Source organism: Parafrankia sp. EAN1pec, from assembly GCF_000018005.1.
Taxonomy (GTDB): domain Bacteria; phylum Actinomycetota; class Actinomycetes; order Frankiales; family Frankiaceae; genus Parafrankia; species Parafrankia soli.
Genome location: NC_009921.1, coordinates 4,726,583 through 4,743,862 on the forward strand (window position 1 = coordinate 4,726,583; position 17,280 = coordinate 4,743,862).

The following is a 17,280-nucleotide window of genomic DNA, read 5'->3' on the forward strand; positions in this document are numbered from 1 at the left end:
CCGGCCGCGCCGGGGTGGGCCGTGGCCGGCTGAGCCGCCGCGGGGCGGGGGGCGGGCGCGACCGGGGTCACCACGACGGCGCGCCCTCGTCACGCAGCTCCACGGCCACGTCGATCAGCTCGTAGATGCGCATCGTCGGCTTCCACAGGCTCGCGTCGGCGGTGACGCGGACCCGGCCGGGCCGGTGGCTGACGTCCTTGATGTGGACCTCCAGGGTGAACGTCCCGTCGGAGGGCAGGAGCTGGCCGCGGTACTTCCACTGCAGGGGCACGCCCACGGGCAGCACGAACCCGGGCCGGGCGAGGCCGGCGAGATGGCCGGCGTCGATGACCCACTCCTGCATGGCCTGGATGACCGCCTCCACCCCGAGCGAGCCGGGGATGACCGGGTCGAGGTAGAAGTGCCGGGCGAAGAACCAGTCCGCCGGGTCGATCGGCCGCACGGCGCGCAGGTAGCCCTGCCCGAACCGGCCGCCGCCGTCCACCACCTCGACGTCGTCGAGCAGCGCCAGGTGGCCGCGGGCGCACAGCGGTGCGGCCGGGTCGGCACGGCGGGCGGCCACGTCGATCATCCGGACCGGCGGGCGCTCCCGTTCGTCGAGCGCGTCCAGCCAGGTCGGCTCGAGGCGGCCGCCGTCCAGGCCGGTCTGGCGGGCCAGCGCCGGGGCGTTGAAGTACCCGAACATCGACTCGCCGGTGTAGAACGGCTCGCCGTCGACGGCGAGCTCGTAGGAGAAGTCCTGCAGCGCCGTGCCGGGCATCGGGTTGGTCGACAGCAGCGTCGAGTGCTGGCGGATCGTGGCGTCGCGCAGGTCGACCTCCCGCAGCACGGTCGCGCTGCCGCCGAGGTTGCGCAGGCTGTAGTCCTCCGCCGGCTGGGCCAGCGTGGCGCCGAGGTAGTAGCCCAGCATCAGCGCGGCCTGCAGGCTGGTCTCCATGTAGACGCAGTTCGGCATGGACGCGTTCGCCGTCTCGGTGAAGTACCAGCAGTCGGCCGCCGCGTCGTACTCGGTGACGTGCGTCGCCCCGCCGCGCAGGTCACCGCGCCGCGAGTCCATCGCCATCACCCGGTCGACGAGGCGCAGGCCGCCGCCGGGCAGCCGGGTCGCACGCCGCCCCCGGTAGGCGGCGAACTCGGGCCCGAGGCCGACGCCCTGGTCGCCGCGTGCGCAGTGGGCCATGTGGAACTCGCTGAGCAGCGCCCGCTCGCCGGCCGCGGTGCGCCGGCCCAGGAACGCGGTGACGGCCCCGCCATGGTCGGCGCCGACCGGCGCGCCCGGCCGCTCCCGCACGGTGACCGCGACGTCGCGGACCTCGGCGACCAGCCGGCCGCCCGCGTGGACCAGCGCGCGCACGGCGAGCCAGGGCCGCGGGATCAGGTCGATGGCGGTGACGTCGAGGACGAGCTCGCCGCCGGTGCCGTCCCAGCCCCCGCCGTCGGCGGTGAGGGCCACTGTCGGGGCGGGCGGCCGCGCGCCGGTGCGCGGGCCGCCGTCGGCGTCCTCGGCCGGCGGGCCGGCGACGAACCGGGCGTCCGCAAGGCACAGGTGCAGGCCGGCGTAGAGGGCGAACACCTTGGCGGCCTGCGCGGCCGCCGCCTGGAGCGCGTCGGCCAGCGAACCGGACCCGGCCGCTCCGGCGAACGAGCCGGGCGCGGCCGTGCCGGGCAGCGCACGCAGCCCGGCGTGCAGCGAGCCCGCGGTGCGGCTCCCGCCGCGCAGCCGCAGGTCCGCCACCCAGGTGAGCAGGGTCGCCTCGCCGGGGTCGGTGAGCCGAACGTCCGGGTTGACGCCCTCCTGGTCGTAGGCCGGGCCGAAGACGCCGGCCACCTCGCCGCGGACCAGCGCGGCCAGGTCGGCGTCGGTGAGCTCCCGGCGCCCGGAGCGGGCGAGCGGCTTGAACGCCGCCTCCGTCGCGACCGGATCCGTCGGCGCGACGTCCGGAGCAACCCGCCCGGCCGCCACAGCGGGACCGGCCGGTGCCGTGAGCCCGGCCGGCGCGGCGGGTACCCCGGCGGTGAGCACGGCCGGGGCGGGAACGCCCGAGGCCGCGGCGGCCGGCGGAAGGACGAGCGCCTGCGAGCCGGCTGCCAATGGCCGGCCGGGACCCGCGAGAGTGAGCCGGGTGAGCGCGAGCTGCGCGTTCAGCGCCGACTCGTGGGCGGCCACCACGACCGCGCGCACCTCGCGGACGACATCCGCGATCCGCGGTGCGGGGCCGGCCGCCGCCGCGGCGGGTTGCGGGGCCGTGGGGGGTGCTGGCGTGGGCGGCGCCGCGGCTGTCGGCCCCGTGGCGGTCAGTCGCAGGCTGTCGAAGGGCTCCCCGTCGAACGACAGCTCGTCGTCCTCCACGACGAACGGTGTCACGAGTGCCGGTCCGGTCATCTCGACTGTCATGCGGACACCTCCTTCTTGTGCCAGCTCGCGGTGCCCTCGGCGAACTTCGCGGCCATGTCGGGCGTCCCGACCATCGCCACGTCGTGCAGGCGGACGAGGATCCGCCCGTCGCGCCCGACCGCGGTCACCCGGCTGGTGACCCCGGTGTCGCGCACCGCCGCGCCGTCGATCACCACGGCGAACGGCTCGCCGGCGGGCAGCGGCGCGCGGTAGTCGATCCGGCCGACGGCCAGCGGCAGGCACGCCTGGCCGGTCAGCCACCGGCCGAGCACGGACGGGCCGTGCAGCAGCAGGTCGGCCAGCACCGGGTCGTGCAGGGCGCCGGCGAACGCGCCCCGGCCCACCTCCGCGCCGTCCAGGCGGCATTCGACGACCAGCCGGTCGTCGCCGCGCGCCACGATCCGTCGGATGCCCTGCAGCAGCGGGCCGTGGAACAGCGTCGCGCCGGTGTAGATCTCCAGGCCGTCCTCGGGGCCGGGCGCCGTCCACTCGGCTTCGAGCCGGGGCCAGTCCTCGACCTCGGCGGGAGCCGGCGGGGCGGCGGCGAGCACCAGCGTGGCGGCGTAGCGCGACAGCCCGGCCGGCAACGCGCCGGGGCTGCGCACGCTCGCCTTCACGACGACCCGTCCACTCGTGCCGGCGCCCTCGCGCTCGGCCGCCGCGGTGTGCACCTGGAACGCCAGCTCGCCCGTCCCGTCGAACACGACGCCCTTGTGGACGTCGAACCCGCGGGCCTCGACCACCGTCAGCCCCGGGTGGGCCCGCTCGACCACGTTGACCAGCCAGCCGAGCCCGAACGTCGCCGGCAGGACGGGGAAGCCGCCTACCTGGTGGTCCCGGATGACCGGGTGCTCGGCGATCTCGCGCAGCTCGCGGCGGGCGACCAGCGCCGGGGCGGGGCGGACGTCCGACCCACCGGTCAGCGCCTCGGCGGAGCCGACCAGGACGCACACGTCGTCCACCCGGGCCGGCTCGAACTGCTCGGCGAACGCCTCGGCGCCCGTCGTCCGGTCGATCAGGGCGACGCCGCGGGAGCGGAAGAGCTCCCGCAGGTCGGCGTCGACCATGCCGCCGTCCCAGGCACCCCAGTCGATCGCGGTGACGTGCCGGCCGCGCTCGGCGTGCTTCCAACCCGCGGCGAGGCGGCCCAGCGCCTCGTTCGCCGCGGCGTAGTCGGCCTGGCCGGGGTTGCCCATCAGCCCGGCCACCGAGGCGAACAGCACCAGGTGGCGCAGGGGCGAGCCCGGCCCGTCGCCGAGCGCGTCGAGGACGTTGCGCAGCCCGGTCAGCTTGGGCGTGAGCACGCGGCGGACCGCGTCGGGCGTCTTGGCGGTCAGCGCGCTGTCGGCCAGCGCGCCCGCGCCGTGCACCAGGGCGGCGGCGCGGCCCCGGTAGGGCTCCAGCGCGGCGCGCACCGCGTCCCGGTCGGCGATGTCCACGGCCAGGTACTCGGCGTCGGAGCCGGCCGCGGTGAGCGCGGCCAGGGTGTCCCGGATCTCCCTGCGGGCCAGGATGTCGCGGCGGGCCGCCTCGGCCTGGCGGGGCGTCGGGCGCGGCGCGCCAGGACCGGCCTGCGCGGCCAGGGCCGCCGCGGCGGCGGCGAGCAGACCGCCGTCGGCGACGCCGGTCGCCCACTCGGGGTCGCTGTCGGCCGCCGTGCGGCCGAGCAGGACGAACCGGGCCCGGGTCCGCGCCGCGAGGGCACGCACGCAGTCCGCGGTGACCCCGCGTGCCCCGCCGGTCACGACGATGATGTCGTCGGGGCCGAGGACCGGGAGGGCGGCGCCGGTGCCGGCCTCCCGGTCCTCGGCCTGTGCGGCCCGGTGGTCCTGTGCGGCCCGGTCGCCGAAGGGCCCGGGCCGGACGGTCCAGCGCGCTCCCGTCGCGTCCAGGCCTACCTCGGCCAGGTCGGTCGCCGCGTCCCACAGCTCGGTGAGAACCAGCTCCGCGACCGCGGCCGGGGCGTGGGCGGGGTGGAGGTCCAACGCGCGGCAGAACAGCGCCGGCTCCTCGCGCAGCAGCGTCTTGACCACCCCGGCCGCACCGCCGACGAGGCGCTCCACCGCTGGCACGTCGCCGCGCAGTCCCAGGCCGCCGTCCAGCCGGGTGACGGCGCAGAACGCCGCCCGCCCGCCGCGCGCCGCGGCTCGCGACAGCGGCCCGGCGGCGTGCTTGGCGACCAGGACGGTGTCGGCGAGCCGCCGGATCCCCGCCGCCCAGGCGCCGTCGCCGCCGTTCGCGGCGATCAGCAGGGCGCACAGGTCGACGGCACCGTCGCCACCGAGCGCGCCGGCCAGGGCCTGCTCGACCTCGGCCGCGTCCCACCCGTCGAGCGGGTCGGCCTGGTCGGCGCCGTCGCCGGCCGTCCCGCTCTCGCCGGCCGTCCCGCCGTGGCCGGGCAGCCGCACGGTGCGGACGGCGAACCCGCGGGCGGTCAGCCCGTCGGCGAGTGCCGTCAGCTCAGGCGCCGGCGCGTCGTGGCCGGTCGCGTCGATGAGCACGGCGACCGGGTCGGCGCCGAACGGGGTGGCGTCCAGGATGTCGACCGGCGCCGCCGGCACCAGCTCGACCGGCCGGTGGGGCAGTACGGCGTCATCGCCGTGGCCGGCGGCGTGGTGACCGTTCAGGCCGGCCGTTCCGGTCGGCTCACCTCCTTTCGGCTGATCTCCTTTCGGGGTGGTGCCGTTCGGGGCGCCGTCCGGGGCCGGGTTCACCGGACCCAGGGAGGTGAGGACGTAGTCGGTGATGTGGTTGAGGGTGCGCATTTCGGCGAGGGTTTCGGGGCCGGCGCTGGGGAGGGTGGGGAAGTGCTCCTGGAGGGCGCCGAGGATTTGGACTCGTTTGATGGAGTCGACGCCGAGGTCGGCTTCGAGGTCCATGCCGGTGTCGATCATTTCGGCGGGGTAGCCGGTGCGGTCGGCGACGACGCCGAGCAGCGCGGTGCGGACGGTGTCCGGGTCGACCCCGGGGGCTGCGGCGGGGCTGCCGTTGAGCGTGCCGTTCGGTGGCGTCGATGCGGCTGGGGGTGCGCCGGCGGCGAGCGAGGTGAGGACGTAGTCGGTGATGTGGTTGAGGGTGCGCATTTCGGCGAGGGTTTCGGGGCCGGCGCTGGGGAGGGTGGGGAAGTGCTCCTGGAGGGCGCCGAGGATTTGGACTCGTTTGATGGAGTCGACGCCGAGGTCGGCTTCGAGGTCCATGCCGGTGTCGATCATTTCGGCGGGGTAGCCGGTGCGGTCGGCGACGACATCGAGCAGGGCCGTGCGCACCGAGTCCGCGTCGGGCCCACTGCCGGCCGCCGCGGGTGCCCCAGTGGCGGGAGTGCCGGTGGCGGGTGAACCGGCGGGGTGGCCGCCGGGCACGGGCGGGTGGTGGCCGTTGCCCGTCGGCTGCGCCGGCACTGCGACGAGGTCGGCGGCTCCGACGGGCACCATCGCGGGCGCGTCGGCGATCACCGGGGCGGGCACAGTGGGCGCGGCGGGCGGCGGTGCGAGGGCGGCCGGCCCGGCGGCGCTGGTGGAACGGGGGGCGAGCCCCACCCGGGCGGGCGCACCCGCGGCCGGCGCTGCCGGGGCATGCCCGCCTGCCGCGAGCTCGAGGCCGGCCAGCGCGGCGAGGACCTCGTTGGCGTGGACGTGTGCCCGACCCGCCGCGAGGCTCTGGTCCCGGACCTGCTCGACCGCGGCGGGCACCCAGCCGGCCTGGTCACCGTTCTGGGCGCCGTCGCGCAGCAGGCCCACCAGCTCCTCGGTGACCCGGAGCTGGCCGTCCAGGTAGCGCCCGTGCAGGTCGAGGTGCAGGGCGACGGCCTCACTGACCCCGGCGCCGGCCGGACCCGCACCGAGCGCCGCGGTCGCCGGAACCGGCGCGGAGCCTGCGGGCCGGCCGGCGGCCGCGGGTGACCCGGCCACCGCGGGAACCGCCGGCAGCTCGGCCGCCGCCGGCGCGGCCGCGGCGAGTGCGGGCTGCGGAGCCGCGGTGAGTACGGGCTGCGGGGCCGGAACCGGCTCGGCCGGGGCGGCGGGCGGCGTGGCCACGGACGCCGGCCCGCCGTTCATGGCCGCCGCGACCGCGGAGACCTGGAAGCCGTCGGTCAGACCCGCCTGGTACAGGGCCCGGCGGGACTGCGGCACGTACTCGGCGCCGGTGAGCGTGACCGTCATCGCCGCGCGCCGCGGCTGCCCGGCGTCGCCCTCGGCGCCGGCCGTCGCGGCGTGGCGGTTGATGTCCGCCAGCGGCAGGCCCAGCACGGCGAGCTGCACCGCGGCCTGCTTGAGTACGACGTCGCCGTCACGCAGCGGGCCGCCGTCGGTGGAGACGACCGTGACCGGCGCGTCGTCGAGGATGCGCCGGGTGAGCTGGGCCAGCACCTGTTTGGGGCCGAACTCGACGAAGATGTTGCACCCGGCGGCGCGCATCGCCGTGACCCCGGCGACGAAGTCGACCGGGGCGAGCAGCTGGCCGGCGAGCACGGCCCGGTTCGCGTCGGCGTCGGGGCCGTAGACGGCGCCCGCCGTGTTCGCGTACACCGGAGCGGCCGGGGCGCCGATGCGGGCCTGCGCCAGGTCCTGGGCGAACCGCTCGACCGCGTGGGCGACGTAGCGGGTGTGGAACGCGGCCGAGACGGGCAGCAGCCGGCCGGTCATCCCGCGCCGGGCCAGCTCCTCGACCACCGCCTCCACGGCCTGCGTCCCCCCGCCGACGACCACCTGGTCAGGGGCGTTGTTGTTGCACACGACGACGTCGGGGAAGTCGGTGAGGATCTCGGTGATCTGCTCCCGGCTCGCCTGGACGGCGGCCATCGTGCCCGGGTCGCCGCCGGCGGCGTTCCCGTCGCCGGCGTTCCCGCCGGTGGCCGGGTCCGGGGGCGCCATCGCGGCGCCGCGGGCCCGGGCCAGCCGGAAGAACTCGGTGTCGTCGAGGGCGCCGGCCGCCCACAGGGCGGTCAGCTCGCCGAAGCTGTGGCCGAGGTAGCCGGCGCAGTCCAGGCCGAGCTCCCGCAGGTAGCGGAACTGCCCGGCGGACAGCGCGCCGATCGCCGGCTGCGCGTACCGGGTGGCCCGCAGCCGTGACTCCTGCTCCTGGCGAACCTGCGGGTCCAGGACGGGCGGCGGGTACATCACGGCGGCCAGCCGCGCGTCGTCGTCGGCGAACACGGCGTTCGCGTCGTCGAGCGCCTGCGCGACGGTCGGGACGCCGAGGGCGGCGTCCAGACCCATCTCCAGGTACTGGCTGCCCTGACCGGCGAACAGCGCGCCCACCCGCGGGTCGGGCAGCGCCCGGCGGCGGTAGTACACGCCGGCCGGGTGCGTCCACTGTTCGGCATCGGGCGCCGCGGCCAGCTGCTCGAGCGCGATGCGGCGCAGGTCCGCGCCGTCGGTGGCCCCGCCGTCGGGGTTGGCGGCCGGGGTGACGAACCCGACCCTGGCGTGGTCGGCGGGGATCAGTCCGTCGGTGGAGATCAGTCCGTCGGCGGGCGGCTCGCCGGCGGCGAGGGCCGCGCGCAGCGCCGCCGGGTCGGGCGCGTGCCACAGCCAGGCGCGGGCGGTGCGGTGCAGCAGGCCGGTCGCGGGCCGCTCAGCCCGGTGCTCCTCCAACACGACATGGAAGTTCGTCCCGCCGAAGCCCATCGCGGACGCCGCCGCGCGCCGCACCGGGCGCCGCGGGTCGCGGACCCACGGCCGGGTGTGCGTGTTGACGTACAGCGGGGTGTTGTCGTCGGCGAGCGGGCCGCTGGGCCGTTCGACGTTGATCGTCGGTGGCAGCGTCTTCTGGTACAGGCTGAGCGCCAGCTTCATCAGGCTGGCGGTGCCGGCCGCGCCCTTGGTGTGCCCGATCTGCGACTTGACACTGCCGATCGCGGCGAAGCGGGCCTCGTCCCCGGCGGCCTCGCGCAGGACGGCGTCCAGCGCGGTCAGCTCGGTGCGGTCACCGACCGCGGTGCCGGTCGCGTGCGCCTCGAACAGCTCCACCGAGGCGGGTGAGCAGTCGGCGTCGGCGTAGGCGCGGCGCAGCGCGCGCTCCTGGCCCTCGGCCCGCGGCGCGTAGATGCTCTTCGAGCGCCCGTCGCTGGCCGAGCCGATGCCGCGGATGACCGCGTAGATCCGGTTGCCGTCTCGCTCGGCGTCGGCGAGGCGGCGCAGGGCGAGCATGCCGATGCCCTCGCCGATGAGCGTGCCGTCGGCGCCCTCGTCGAACGGGCGGATCCGGTCGGACTTCGACAGCGCCTGGGTCTTGCTGAAGCACATGTATCCGAAGATCGAGTTCTCGGTGTCGGCCCCACCGGCGATCATCATGTCTGCGCGGCCATCGACCAGCTCGGCGATCGCCATCCGCACCGCGGAGAGCGAGGCCGCGCAGGCGGCGTCGACGGTGGAGTTCATTCCGCCGAGGCCGAGCCGGTTCGCGATCCGCCCGGCGGTGACGTTCGCCAGCAGACCGGGGAAGGAGTTCTCCTCCCAGGGCGCGAACGCCTCGGCGTAGCGGGTGGCGATGGCCTGCGCGTCGTCCTCGGTCAGCCCGCAGGCCCGCACGACCTCGCGCAGCACCGGCGTCGTCAGCCGGGCGGCGAGCGGGTGCATCAGCGGGACGGGCCCGGTCACACCGAGCACGACGCCGGTCGAGTCGGCGTCGTACCAGTCCGCCCTGTCAGCGGAGTGTGCCGAGTGGGCGCCGGCGTCGAGCAGCAGGTCGCGCGCGACGACGAGGCTCAGCGTCTGCAGGGTGCTGGTGACCTCGAGCTGGTTCGGGGGCAGCCCGAACTCCAGCGGGTCGAAGGCGACGTCGGGCACGAACCCGCCGCGCCGGGAGTACGTGCGGTCCGGCACGGTCGGGTCGGCGTCGTAGTAGTCGTCGATGTTCCAGCGACTGGCCGGGATGTCCTCGATGCAGTCCCGGGCGTCGACGATGTTCTGCCAGAACTCCCGGAAGTCGTGGGCGTGCGGGAAGAGGCCCGCCATTCCGACTATGGCGATGGGAGTGTCGGCCAGTCGCCGAGGCGGTCCGCTCTCGCTCACGATGACCCTTTCGGAACGTAAGTTCGGCTGGTTTCGGGCGCGCCGGACCAGCCGGACCGGCCGCACGGGCCGGGCTGGCTGGACGCGCTGTGCTCGCTGGACGTGCTGTGCTCGCTGGACGTGCTGTGCTGAGCTGGGTGCGCGGGGCGGGCCCGTGGGGCGGTTGCGTTGGTGGGGCAGGTCGGTGGATCAGTAGGACAGCAGCCCGCCGCCCGCGCCGGCTCCGACACCCGCCGGCTCGCGGCCGACCGGCGCCATGCCGGTGTGGCGGTCGAGGTGGTCGGCCATGGTCTCGGCGAAGTGGCGGTGCCCGGCCGGGTTCGGGTGCAGCCCGTCCGGGTCCCACAGCGCCCGGCCGCGCCACTCGGTGGCCGCGGCGATGTCCAGGCACACGGCGCCGGTGGCGGCCGCCGTCTCCTGCAGGTATGCGTTGGCCTGCGCGAACCGGTCGCGCAGCAGCGCCCGGAACGAGGCCGGGACGGCCAGGTTCCCGGGGATGTCGGGATAGGTGGCGGTGAACAGCACGGTGTCCGGGCCGGCGAGCCGGCCGAGGACCGCGGCGAGGTTGCGTCGGAACCGGGCCGGCTCGTAGTCGCTGACCAGGTCGTTGACCCCGCCGATGACGCCGATCACGGTGGCCTTGGTGACCAGGGCGGCCGGCACCTGGTACTCCAGGATGTGCTGCGTGGTGGCCTGGTGGGTGCCGAGGTTGCGGTAGCCGCCGTGCGGGATCCCGAACAGCTCGGCGAACCGGGGCACCCAGCCGGCGTAGCCGCCGCCGGGCCGCGGGTCGCCGCGGCCCTCCGCGAAGCTGTCACCCAGGACCGTCAGCCGTGTCCTGCTCATCGCCCGTTCCTCTCTCCGCCGGCCTGCTCGGCGGGCAGTCGCCCGCTGGTGATCCAGCTCGCCGCGGCCCGGCCGATGACCGCGCTGTCCTTGATCCAGGCGAAGTGGTCGCGGTGGGCGACCCCGGAGGACTCCACGACGTGCCACCGGGTCAGCCGCGCCGCGGGCATCCGCGAGCAGAGGAAGTCCACGTTCGAGCTGGGACCGAGCCGGTCGTCGTCCAGCGAGATCGCCAGCACCCGCCGGTCCAGCGCGCGCAGCGCGTCGTCGTGGCGCCGCGTCGAGCCCCTGGGACGGCACCTGCTCGTCCGGGACTGGCGCGCCCAGTCGACCATCACCTGACCGGCCATCGCGCCGCCGATGAGCATTCCGCCGGGCCAGTACCCGCGCACCCGGGAGACCAGGCCGATGGTCTGGATCTTCCAGAACGCCTCGAACCAGTTGCGACGTCCGAACGCCTTCCAGTACGGGGTGCCGGTGCCGATCGTCACGACGCCGGCGATCTCGCCCGGCGCGGCCGCCGCGTGGAAGAGGGCGAGCTGACCGCCGAGGCTGTGGCCGAACAGGTACAGCGGGGCCCCGGGGAAGCGGGCCCGGACGGCACCGACGGCCGCGGGCATGTCGACCTCGATCAGCTCGCGGTAGCCGAAGTTCGGCTGCTCGCGCAGGCCGGGCGTGCTCTCGCCGTACCCGCGCTGGTCGAGGGTGGCCACCGACAGGCCCGCCGCGAACAGCGCCCTGGCCATCGGCAGGTAGAACTTCGCCTTGAGGGCCATCGCCGGCAGCAGCAGCACGACGGGCGCCATCGGGTCGGGCTGCGCCATCGCCCGGACCATGAGCGTGATCCCGTTGGAGACCGGTACCGGTACCTTCTCCGGGCCGGCGGCCGCGCTCGGACGGGCGGCACCGGCATCGGCACCGGCATCGGTGCCGCCGCCGGGGGCGGTGGGCGGTGCGGCTCCGGTGGGGTCGGCGGGGGTCGTCGACTCGGTGGTCGGCATCGTCAGTCTCCGGCGATCGCGCAGGCGTAGTCGAAGTGGAACCGGGCGACGAGCACGTCGGCGTCGTCGTAGAGCAGCGCCCTGACGTCGAGGTCGAACCGCTCCGGCCCGGTGCCGGCCAGGACGCGGCGCGCCTCCCGCTCGTCGACCAGGCCGATCGCGCGCACCCGCCCGTTGGCCGGCTTGCGGAACGTCGAGCGGGCGTCGCGGACGACGAGGTACTCGAACCGGCTCAGCCGCGGCGCGAGCGCCCCGGCCACCGCCGCGGCGCCGGCGAGGTCGGCGGCCAGGAACAGCGCGCCGGCGTGCACGGTGCCGAGCTGGTTGGTGAGGTCGGGCCGGTCGGGGATCTCCACCACCGAGCGCTCCGCGTCGATCTCGGTGATGTCGATGCCGACGAACCGCCGGAACGGCACGATCGCGTTCGCGATCTCCCGGATGCGCTCGAGGTCGGGCGCGCCCGGGTCGGCGGTGGCCGGGCCGAAGATGGCGAACGGACCGGGCCGGCTCTCCCCACCCGCCGCCGCGCCGGGCTGGCCGGGACTGGGTTGGCCGGGACTGGTCGCCGCGGTCGGTGCGGACGTCGGTGTCACCGTGTCTCCTCTCCGATGGTGGCCGGCTGGTGGGCCCGCAGCACCCGCTTGGCGATGGAGGTGCGCAGGACCTCGGACGAGCCCTCGTAGATGCGGAACCCGCGGGCCTCGACGAGGAAGCGCGCCACCAGGTGGTCCTCGCAGATCCCGAGGCCGCCGTAGAGCTGCACGACCCGGTCCAGGACCCGCCACACCGCCTCGGCGACGAACGTCTTGGCGATCGCGGCGCCGTGCCGCGCGGCGGAGCTGGCCACACCCTGCTCGTCGAGCACCCGGGCCACCGAGCGGACCAGGGCGCGGGCGGCGGCGATGTCGATCTCGTTGTCGGCGACGTGCGCCTGGGCCATGCCGTGCTCGGAGATCGGCCGGCCGAACGAGCTCCGGCGCTGGATCCACTCGGCCGCCATGCCGTGTGCCCGGGCGGCGATCCCCAGCCAGCTCATGCAGAACGCGAGCCGGGCCGGGGCCAGCCGCACCTGGGCGTAGCGCAGCCCGGCGCCGACGTCGCCGAGTACCGCCTCGTCGGGGACGAAACAGTCGGCGAACGTCACCTCGCAGTGCCCGCCCGGGGCACTGTGATCCAGGGTGGGCATCCGCCGTCCGACGGCCAGGCCGGGGTTGTCCTGGTCGACCAGGAACATGGTGGTGCCGCCCTCGGTACGGGCGATGCAGATCGTGAACGCGGCGCCCTCAGCCCCGGTGATGAAGTGCTTCGCCCCGTCGATGACCCAGCCGCCGTCGACCTGCCGCGCCGTCGTGCGGACCATTGACGGGTCCGAGCCCGCGCCCGGCGCCGGCTCGGTGAGCGCGATCGCCGAGCGGGTCTCGCCGCGCAGCAGTGGGTGCAGATAGCGCTCGGCCTGGCTCGGCGTCGCGACGTCGGCGAGCAGGTGCATGTTCCCGTCGTCGGGCGCCGCGCAGTTCACGGCGATCGGGCCGATGAGGCTCGTCCCGGCGGCCTCGAGCACCTCCGCGAGACCGGCGTTGTCCAGGCCGAGCCCGCCGAGCGCGACCGGCGTCAGCGGCCCGAAGACGCCCGCCGCGCGGGCCGCCCGCTGCAGGCCGACGCGGACGTCGTCGTCCATGTGCCGGCCCGCGACGATCAGCTCGCGCTCGATCGGCAGCACGTCGTCGCGCACAAACGCGAGGGTGCGCCGCGCGAGCTCGCCGACGTCGGCGGCCCCCGTGACGAGGCCCGTCGCCGTGCCGCCCGTCGCCGTGCCGTCCGGTGTCGTGCCGTTGCCCGTGTGGGGCGGGGCCACCTCAGCGGTGCTCATCAGCCGATGCCTCCCGGTCCTGGATCAGCTGGCCGACAGCAGGCGCTTCTCGGCGGGCATGCCGACCTCCTCGTAGAGCTCCGCGAGGTTGTCGGGGTGGAAGAAGTCGTGGCCGGGAACGCCACCGGCGATCAACCCGAAGAACTTCTTCGTGTAGCGGGGGCTCTGCGCCGTCGCGGCGAAGGCCGAGTGCAGGAACGGCGGCAGCACGAGGTGGGAGAGCGTGCAGGTCAGCTCGAACGTCCCGTGGCTCTCCTCGTCGCGGATCTTGACGTACTCGGCGGCGGCGTCGTCCAGCGTCCGCTCGCCGGCGAGGCCGGAATGCAGCCGGTCCGCCAGCGTCTGCGCCTGGAGGAACGCGTCGGTGATACCCCAGCCGGTGAACGGGTCCTTGTGGTAGCCGGCGTCGCCGACCAGCGCCCAGCCGGGCCCGTGCGAGCGCCGGTAGTAGTTGTCCGGGTAGCGCATCGGACGGAACTCCTCGACGCGGCGGCCGCGGGTCCGCAGGTCCTCGCCGAGCTCGGGGACGACCGCGTCGAAGATGGCCTGGAAGCTGCCCTCGACGTCGGCGCGGAACTCGCTGAACGCCGAGCGGGGGCGGATGATCGACACCAGGTGCCGGCCGTCGTGCGTGGGCCAGGCGCCGAACTGCTGCTCCCCGAAGCCGGTCCGGTGCTGGAACGTCCAGTCGAGGCCCTCGAAGTACGAGTAGTAGATGAAGCCGGCCGCCGGCACGACCCGGTAGAAGTCCGCGCCGACCTTGTCGGCCACGGTGGACGTCCGCCCGTCCGCCCCGACCACGAACGCGGCGCGGAACTCCTGCTCGGGTCCCTCGCCGGTCCGGCCGCGGATGCCGGTGACCCGGCCATCGTCGAAGAGCAGGTCGCTGACCGTGAAGCCCTCGATCACCTCGGCGCCGGCCTCGCGGGCGGCGTCCACCAGCAGCTTGTCGAGGATGATCCGACGCGGTGAGTAGACCTCCGTGATCCCGTCGATCGGGTCGGCGAAGCCCTCGAGGTGCAGGCCGGTGTAGGAGAAGGTGAGGTGGCGCATCGGCGGGACGCCGGTGGCGACCAGGCGGTCCAGCAGACCCCAGTCCCGCAACCGGGCCAGGCCGGTCTGGTGCATGTAGTGGGTGGACACGGTGTCGCTGGGGAAGGTCGACCTGTCCACGACCAGGACCCGGTGGCCCTGGCGGGCGAGCAGCATGGCCAGCGGTGAGCCGGCGCAGCGCGCGCCGACCACGATGACGTCGTACATCCTTGAGTGCTCCCGTCGGTCATGCGGCGGAGATGTCAGCGGGCTGGGATGTCTGCGAGCGGCGGCGTCTCCCTGCGGGGACGTCCGCCGGCGTCGGGTCAGGCCGGTGCCGGGGCGGCGGCCGGGGAGTAGAGCTGCTCGATCTCGGTGGCGAAGGCCGTCTCGATCGGTGCGCGGCGCAGCTTCATCGAGGGCGTCAGGTGACCGGCGTCGATGGTGAGCTGGGTGGGGAGGATTCGGAACCGGCGGATGGACTCGGCCCGGGAGACCAGGCCGTTGGCGTCGTCGACCGCCTCCTGCACCCGGTCGAGCAGGGCGGGGTGCTCCCACCAGCCGGAGGCGGCGAGGTCGATGCCGTGCGCCGCGGCCAGGGCGTTGAGCGCACCCTGGTCGGTCGTCACCAGGGCGGCGACGTACGGGCGGGCCTCACCGACGACCATGCAGTCGGCGACCAGCGGGTGCAGCCGCATCCTGTCCTCGAGCAGGGTCGGCGTGACGTTCTTGCCACCGCTGGTGACCAGGATTTCCTTGCGGCGGCCGGTGATGACGAGGAAGCCGTCGGCGTCGAGGTGGCCCAGGTCGCCGGTGTGCAGCCAGCGGGACGGGCCGGCGCCGGGCTCGGCCTGGGTGCCGGCGGGCTCGATCCACGGGGCCTGGCCGGCCCGCCAGTAGCCGGGGGAGACGTTGGGGCCGGCGACCAGCACCTCGCCGTCCGGGGAGATCGCCACGGTGGTGCCGGGGATCGGCTGGCCGACCGTGCCGATGCGGTTGGTGCCGGGTTGGTTGACGGTCACCGCCGTCGCGGCCTCGGTGAGGCCGTAGCAGTTCAGGATCCGCACGCCGACCCCGCGGTAGAAGGCCGCCGTGGTGGCGTCCAGCGACGCGCCGCCGCTGATCACGTGGGTCAGCCGGCCACCGAACACGCCGTTGATCCGGGCCAGCGCAGCCGGGGCGGGCCGCCGCTCGGCGGCCGGGCTGGTGGCTGGGCCGTCGGCCGGGTCGCCGGCCAGCCCGGCGGCCACCGCCGCGAGCTCGGTGTCGGTGTCGACGACGCCGCGCAGCCCCTTGCGGATCTTCTCCAGGGCGTAGGGGACGAGCGCGAGCACGGTCGGCCGGAAGGTCGCCATCGCGGGCAGGATGTCCGGGACCGCCGCCAGCAGGCCGGTCCGCGTTCCGGCATAGATGCAGGCGACGAGGATCGTCCGGCCGAAGACGTGTGCCAGCGGCAGGCAGAGCAGGGTCGACGCCTGCTCGACCGACGCCTCTGATCCCGCCGACCCCTCGGCCGCTCCGGTGCCCGCGGCGGGCCGCCACACCCGGAACAGCTCGCCGGTGTGCTCGACGGTGTTGGCGCTGGAGGCGAACAGGTTGCCGTGGGTGAGAATGCAGCCCTTGGGCATGCCGGTCGTCCCGCTGGTGTAGACGATCGTCGCGAGCGAGTCCGCCCGGACGGCGTCCCGGCGCCCGGCGAACTCGTCCGCCGCGGCCAGGTCACCGCCGCCGGCCGCGTGGCCCGCGTCGTGGCTCGCGTCGTCGGCGGGGGCCTGCCAGCCGTTCAGGTCGGCCAGCTGCCAGGGCAGCGCGAGCAGCGTCCCGGCGCCGGCCGTGGCGACCGCGCTGTGGTGCTCCGGGGTCTCGACGAAGCACCACGCCATGCCGGAGTCGGTCACGATGTGGGTGATCTGCGCCGGCGAGGCGGTCGGGAAGATCGGCACGGTGATCGCGCCGAGGGCGAGGACCGCGAGGTCGGCGACCACCCACTCGTAGCTGGTGCGGCCGACGATGCCGACGCGGTCGCCCACGCCCACCCCGTGGCCGAGGAGCACCGCGGCGACCCGGCGCACGTGGGCGTCGAGCTCGCGGAAGGTGACGTCGTGCCAGTCCGTCCCGGTGGGCCGGCTGAGGATCACCCGGTCCGGATCGGTACGGACGCGGTCGTCGACGAGGGAATAAAGACCGCGGTCGTCAGGAAGGACCCGGCCCGCTCCCAGGGTGTACTGCTGCACACCGACCACCTACTCGTGACGAGGGTTCGGATATTTCTCGGTGGATTTACCGAACCCAGTCTCAATGCATCGTCGGTCGGCTGGCAATGTGCTTCTAGCTAACGATCCGTAAACGTCTCCTATCGCCGGGCTATGGGTGCGAAGGATCGGCCGATCGCAATTATTTATCGTTGGTGCGGGGTAACGGCAAAACGCGTGTGAGCGTTAGTCCGTCACCGCGTCCGCGGCCACGGCAGGAATAGCGGCGCGCAGCTGTGCCAGAGTGTCCTCGAGCTCGGTGTGCTCGATCGCCCGCCAGCCCCGGGCCCGGGCCGCGGCGCAGTTGACCGCCAGGTCGTCGATGAGCAGGCAGGCCCGCGGCGGCGTCCCGAACCGCGACTCGGCGAGCTCGAAGATCGCCGGATCCGGCTTGCGCAGGCCCACCTCGAAGGAGTTGACGGTGACCTCGAACGGGTCGACGGCCGGCGCCAGCGCTCGCCGGTGCGGTTCCCACTCCCGCACGCTGTTGGTGAGCATGCCGACCCGCACGCCGCTCGCCCGCACCCGGTCGAGCAGCTCGAACAGGGTCGTGTTGACCGTCCGGCCCGCGTACCAGTGGTCGCCGAAGCGGGTCAGGTCGATCCGCGGCGTCCAGGCCGGCGCCAGCTCCGCGGTGACCCGCAGGCCCCACTCGTGCTGGGAGAGGACCCCGAGTTCCAGCGGTTCGATCATCGTCGCCCCGAAGGACGTCGCGACCCGCCGGATCGCGGCCATGAGCTCGGACGTCGGCACTCCCGCCGCGGTCGCCACCTGGGCGGGTGAGCCGGCGATGGAGGAGCTGAGCACGCCGCCGTAGTCGCACCAGACAGCCAGCACCGGCTCCTCCACGGCACCCGCCTGATCCACCGTC

General features: G+C 75.1%; 9 protein-coding genes. All 9 read right to left on the reverse strand.

Annotation, left to right across the window (positions count from 1 at the left end; translation table 11 throughout):
* Positions 1 to 67: 67 nt before the first annotated feature.
* The 9 genes from FRANEAN1_RS19195 to FRANEAN1_RS19235 all read right to left on the reverse strand — a co-directional run bounded on the left by FRANEAN1_RS19195 (position 68) and on the right by FRANEAN1_RS19235 (position 17,276).
* On the reverse strand, positions 68 to 2,395 hold the full coding sequence (locus FRANEAN1_RS19195; protein WP_020461478.1) for a beta-ketoacyl synthase: 2,328 nt from the start codon (positions 2,393 to 2,395) through the stop codon (positions 68 to 70).
* Entirely contained in the window at positions 2,392 to 9,408 is a 7,017-nt protein-coding gene (locus FRANEAN1_RS19200) for a type I polyketide synthase (protein WP_020461479.1), read from the reverse strand. The genes FRANEAN1_RS19195 and FRANEAN1_RS19200 overlap by 4 nt, the downstream gene beginning before the upstream one ends.
* 189 nt (positions 9,409 to 9,597) lie before the next feature.
* The gene (locus FRANEAN1_RS19205; protein WP_020461480.1) at positions 9,598 to 10,254 is read right to left on the reverse strand and encodes an SGNH/GDSL hydrolase family protein; all 657 of its coding nucleotides are present in this window, start codon (positions 10,252 to 10,254) and stop codon (positions 9,598 to 9,600) included.
* Positions 10,251 to 11,255 (reverse strand): alpha/beta fold hydrolase, encoded by a 1,005-nt coding sequence (locus FRANEAN1_RS19210; protein WP_020461481.1) that lies wholly within the window; start codon positions 11,253 to 11,255, stop codon positions 10,251 to 10,253. The genes FRANEAN1_RS19205 and FRANEAN1_RS19210 overlap by 4 nt, the downstream gene beginning before the upstream one ends.
* 2 nt (positions 11,256 to 11,257) lie before the next feature.
* Positions 11,258 to 11,848, reverse strand: coding sequence for a DUF4442 domain-containing protein (locus FRANEAN1_RS19215; RefSeq protein ID WP_020461482.1), 591 nt, complete (start codon positions 11,846 to 11,848; stop codon positions 11,258 to 11,260).
* Complete coding sequence (locus FRANEAN1_RS19220; RefSeq protein ID WP_020461483.1) at positions 11,845 to 13,125, reverse strand: acyl-CoA dehydrogenase family protein; 1,281 nt, start codon at positions 13,123 to 13,125, stop codon at positions 11,845 to 11,847. Before FRANEAN1_RS19220 ends, FRANEAN1_RS19215 begins: the two co-directional genes overlap by 4 nt.
* A gap of 24 nt (positions 13,126 to 13,149) precedes the next feature.
* The gene (locus tag FRANEAN1_RS19225; RefSeq protein WP_020461484.1) at positions 13,150 to 14,385 is read right to left on the reverse strand and encodes an NAD(P)/FAD-dependent oxidoreductase; all 1,236 of its coding nucleotides are present in this window, start codon (positions 14,383 to 14,385) and stop codon (positions 13,150 to 13,152) included.
* A 98-nt stretch (positions 14,386 to 14,483) separates the two neighbouring features.
* On the reverse strand, positions 14,484 to 16,400 hold the full coding sequence (locus FRANEAN1_RS19230) for an AMP-dependent synthetase/ligase (RefSeq protein WP_083788286.1): 1,917 nt from the start codon (positions 16,398 to 16,400) through the stop codon (positions 14,484 to 14,486).
* Positions 16,401 to 16,595: 195 nt separating this feature from the next.
* Positions 16,596 to 17,276 (reverse strand): HAD-IA family hydrolase, encoded by a 681-nt coding sequence (locus FRANEAN1_RS19235; RefSeq protein WP_347176674.1) that lies wholly within the window; start codon positions 17,274 to 17,276, stop codon positions 16,596 to 16,598.
* Positions 17,277 to 17,280: the final 4 nt, after the last annotated feature.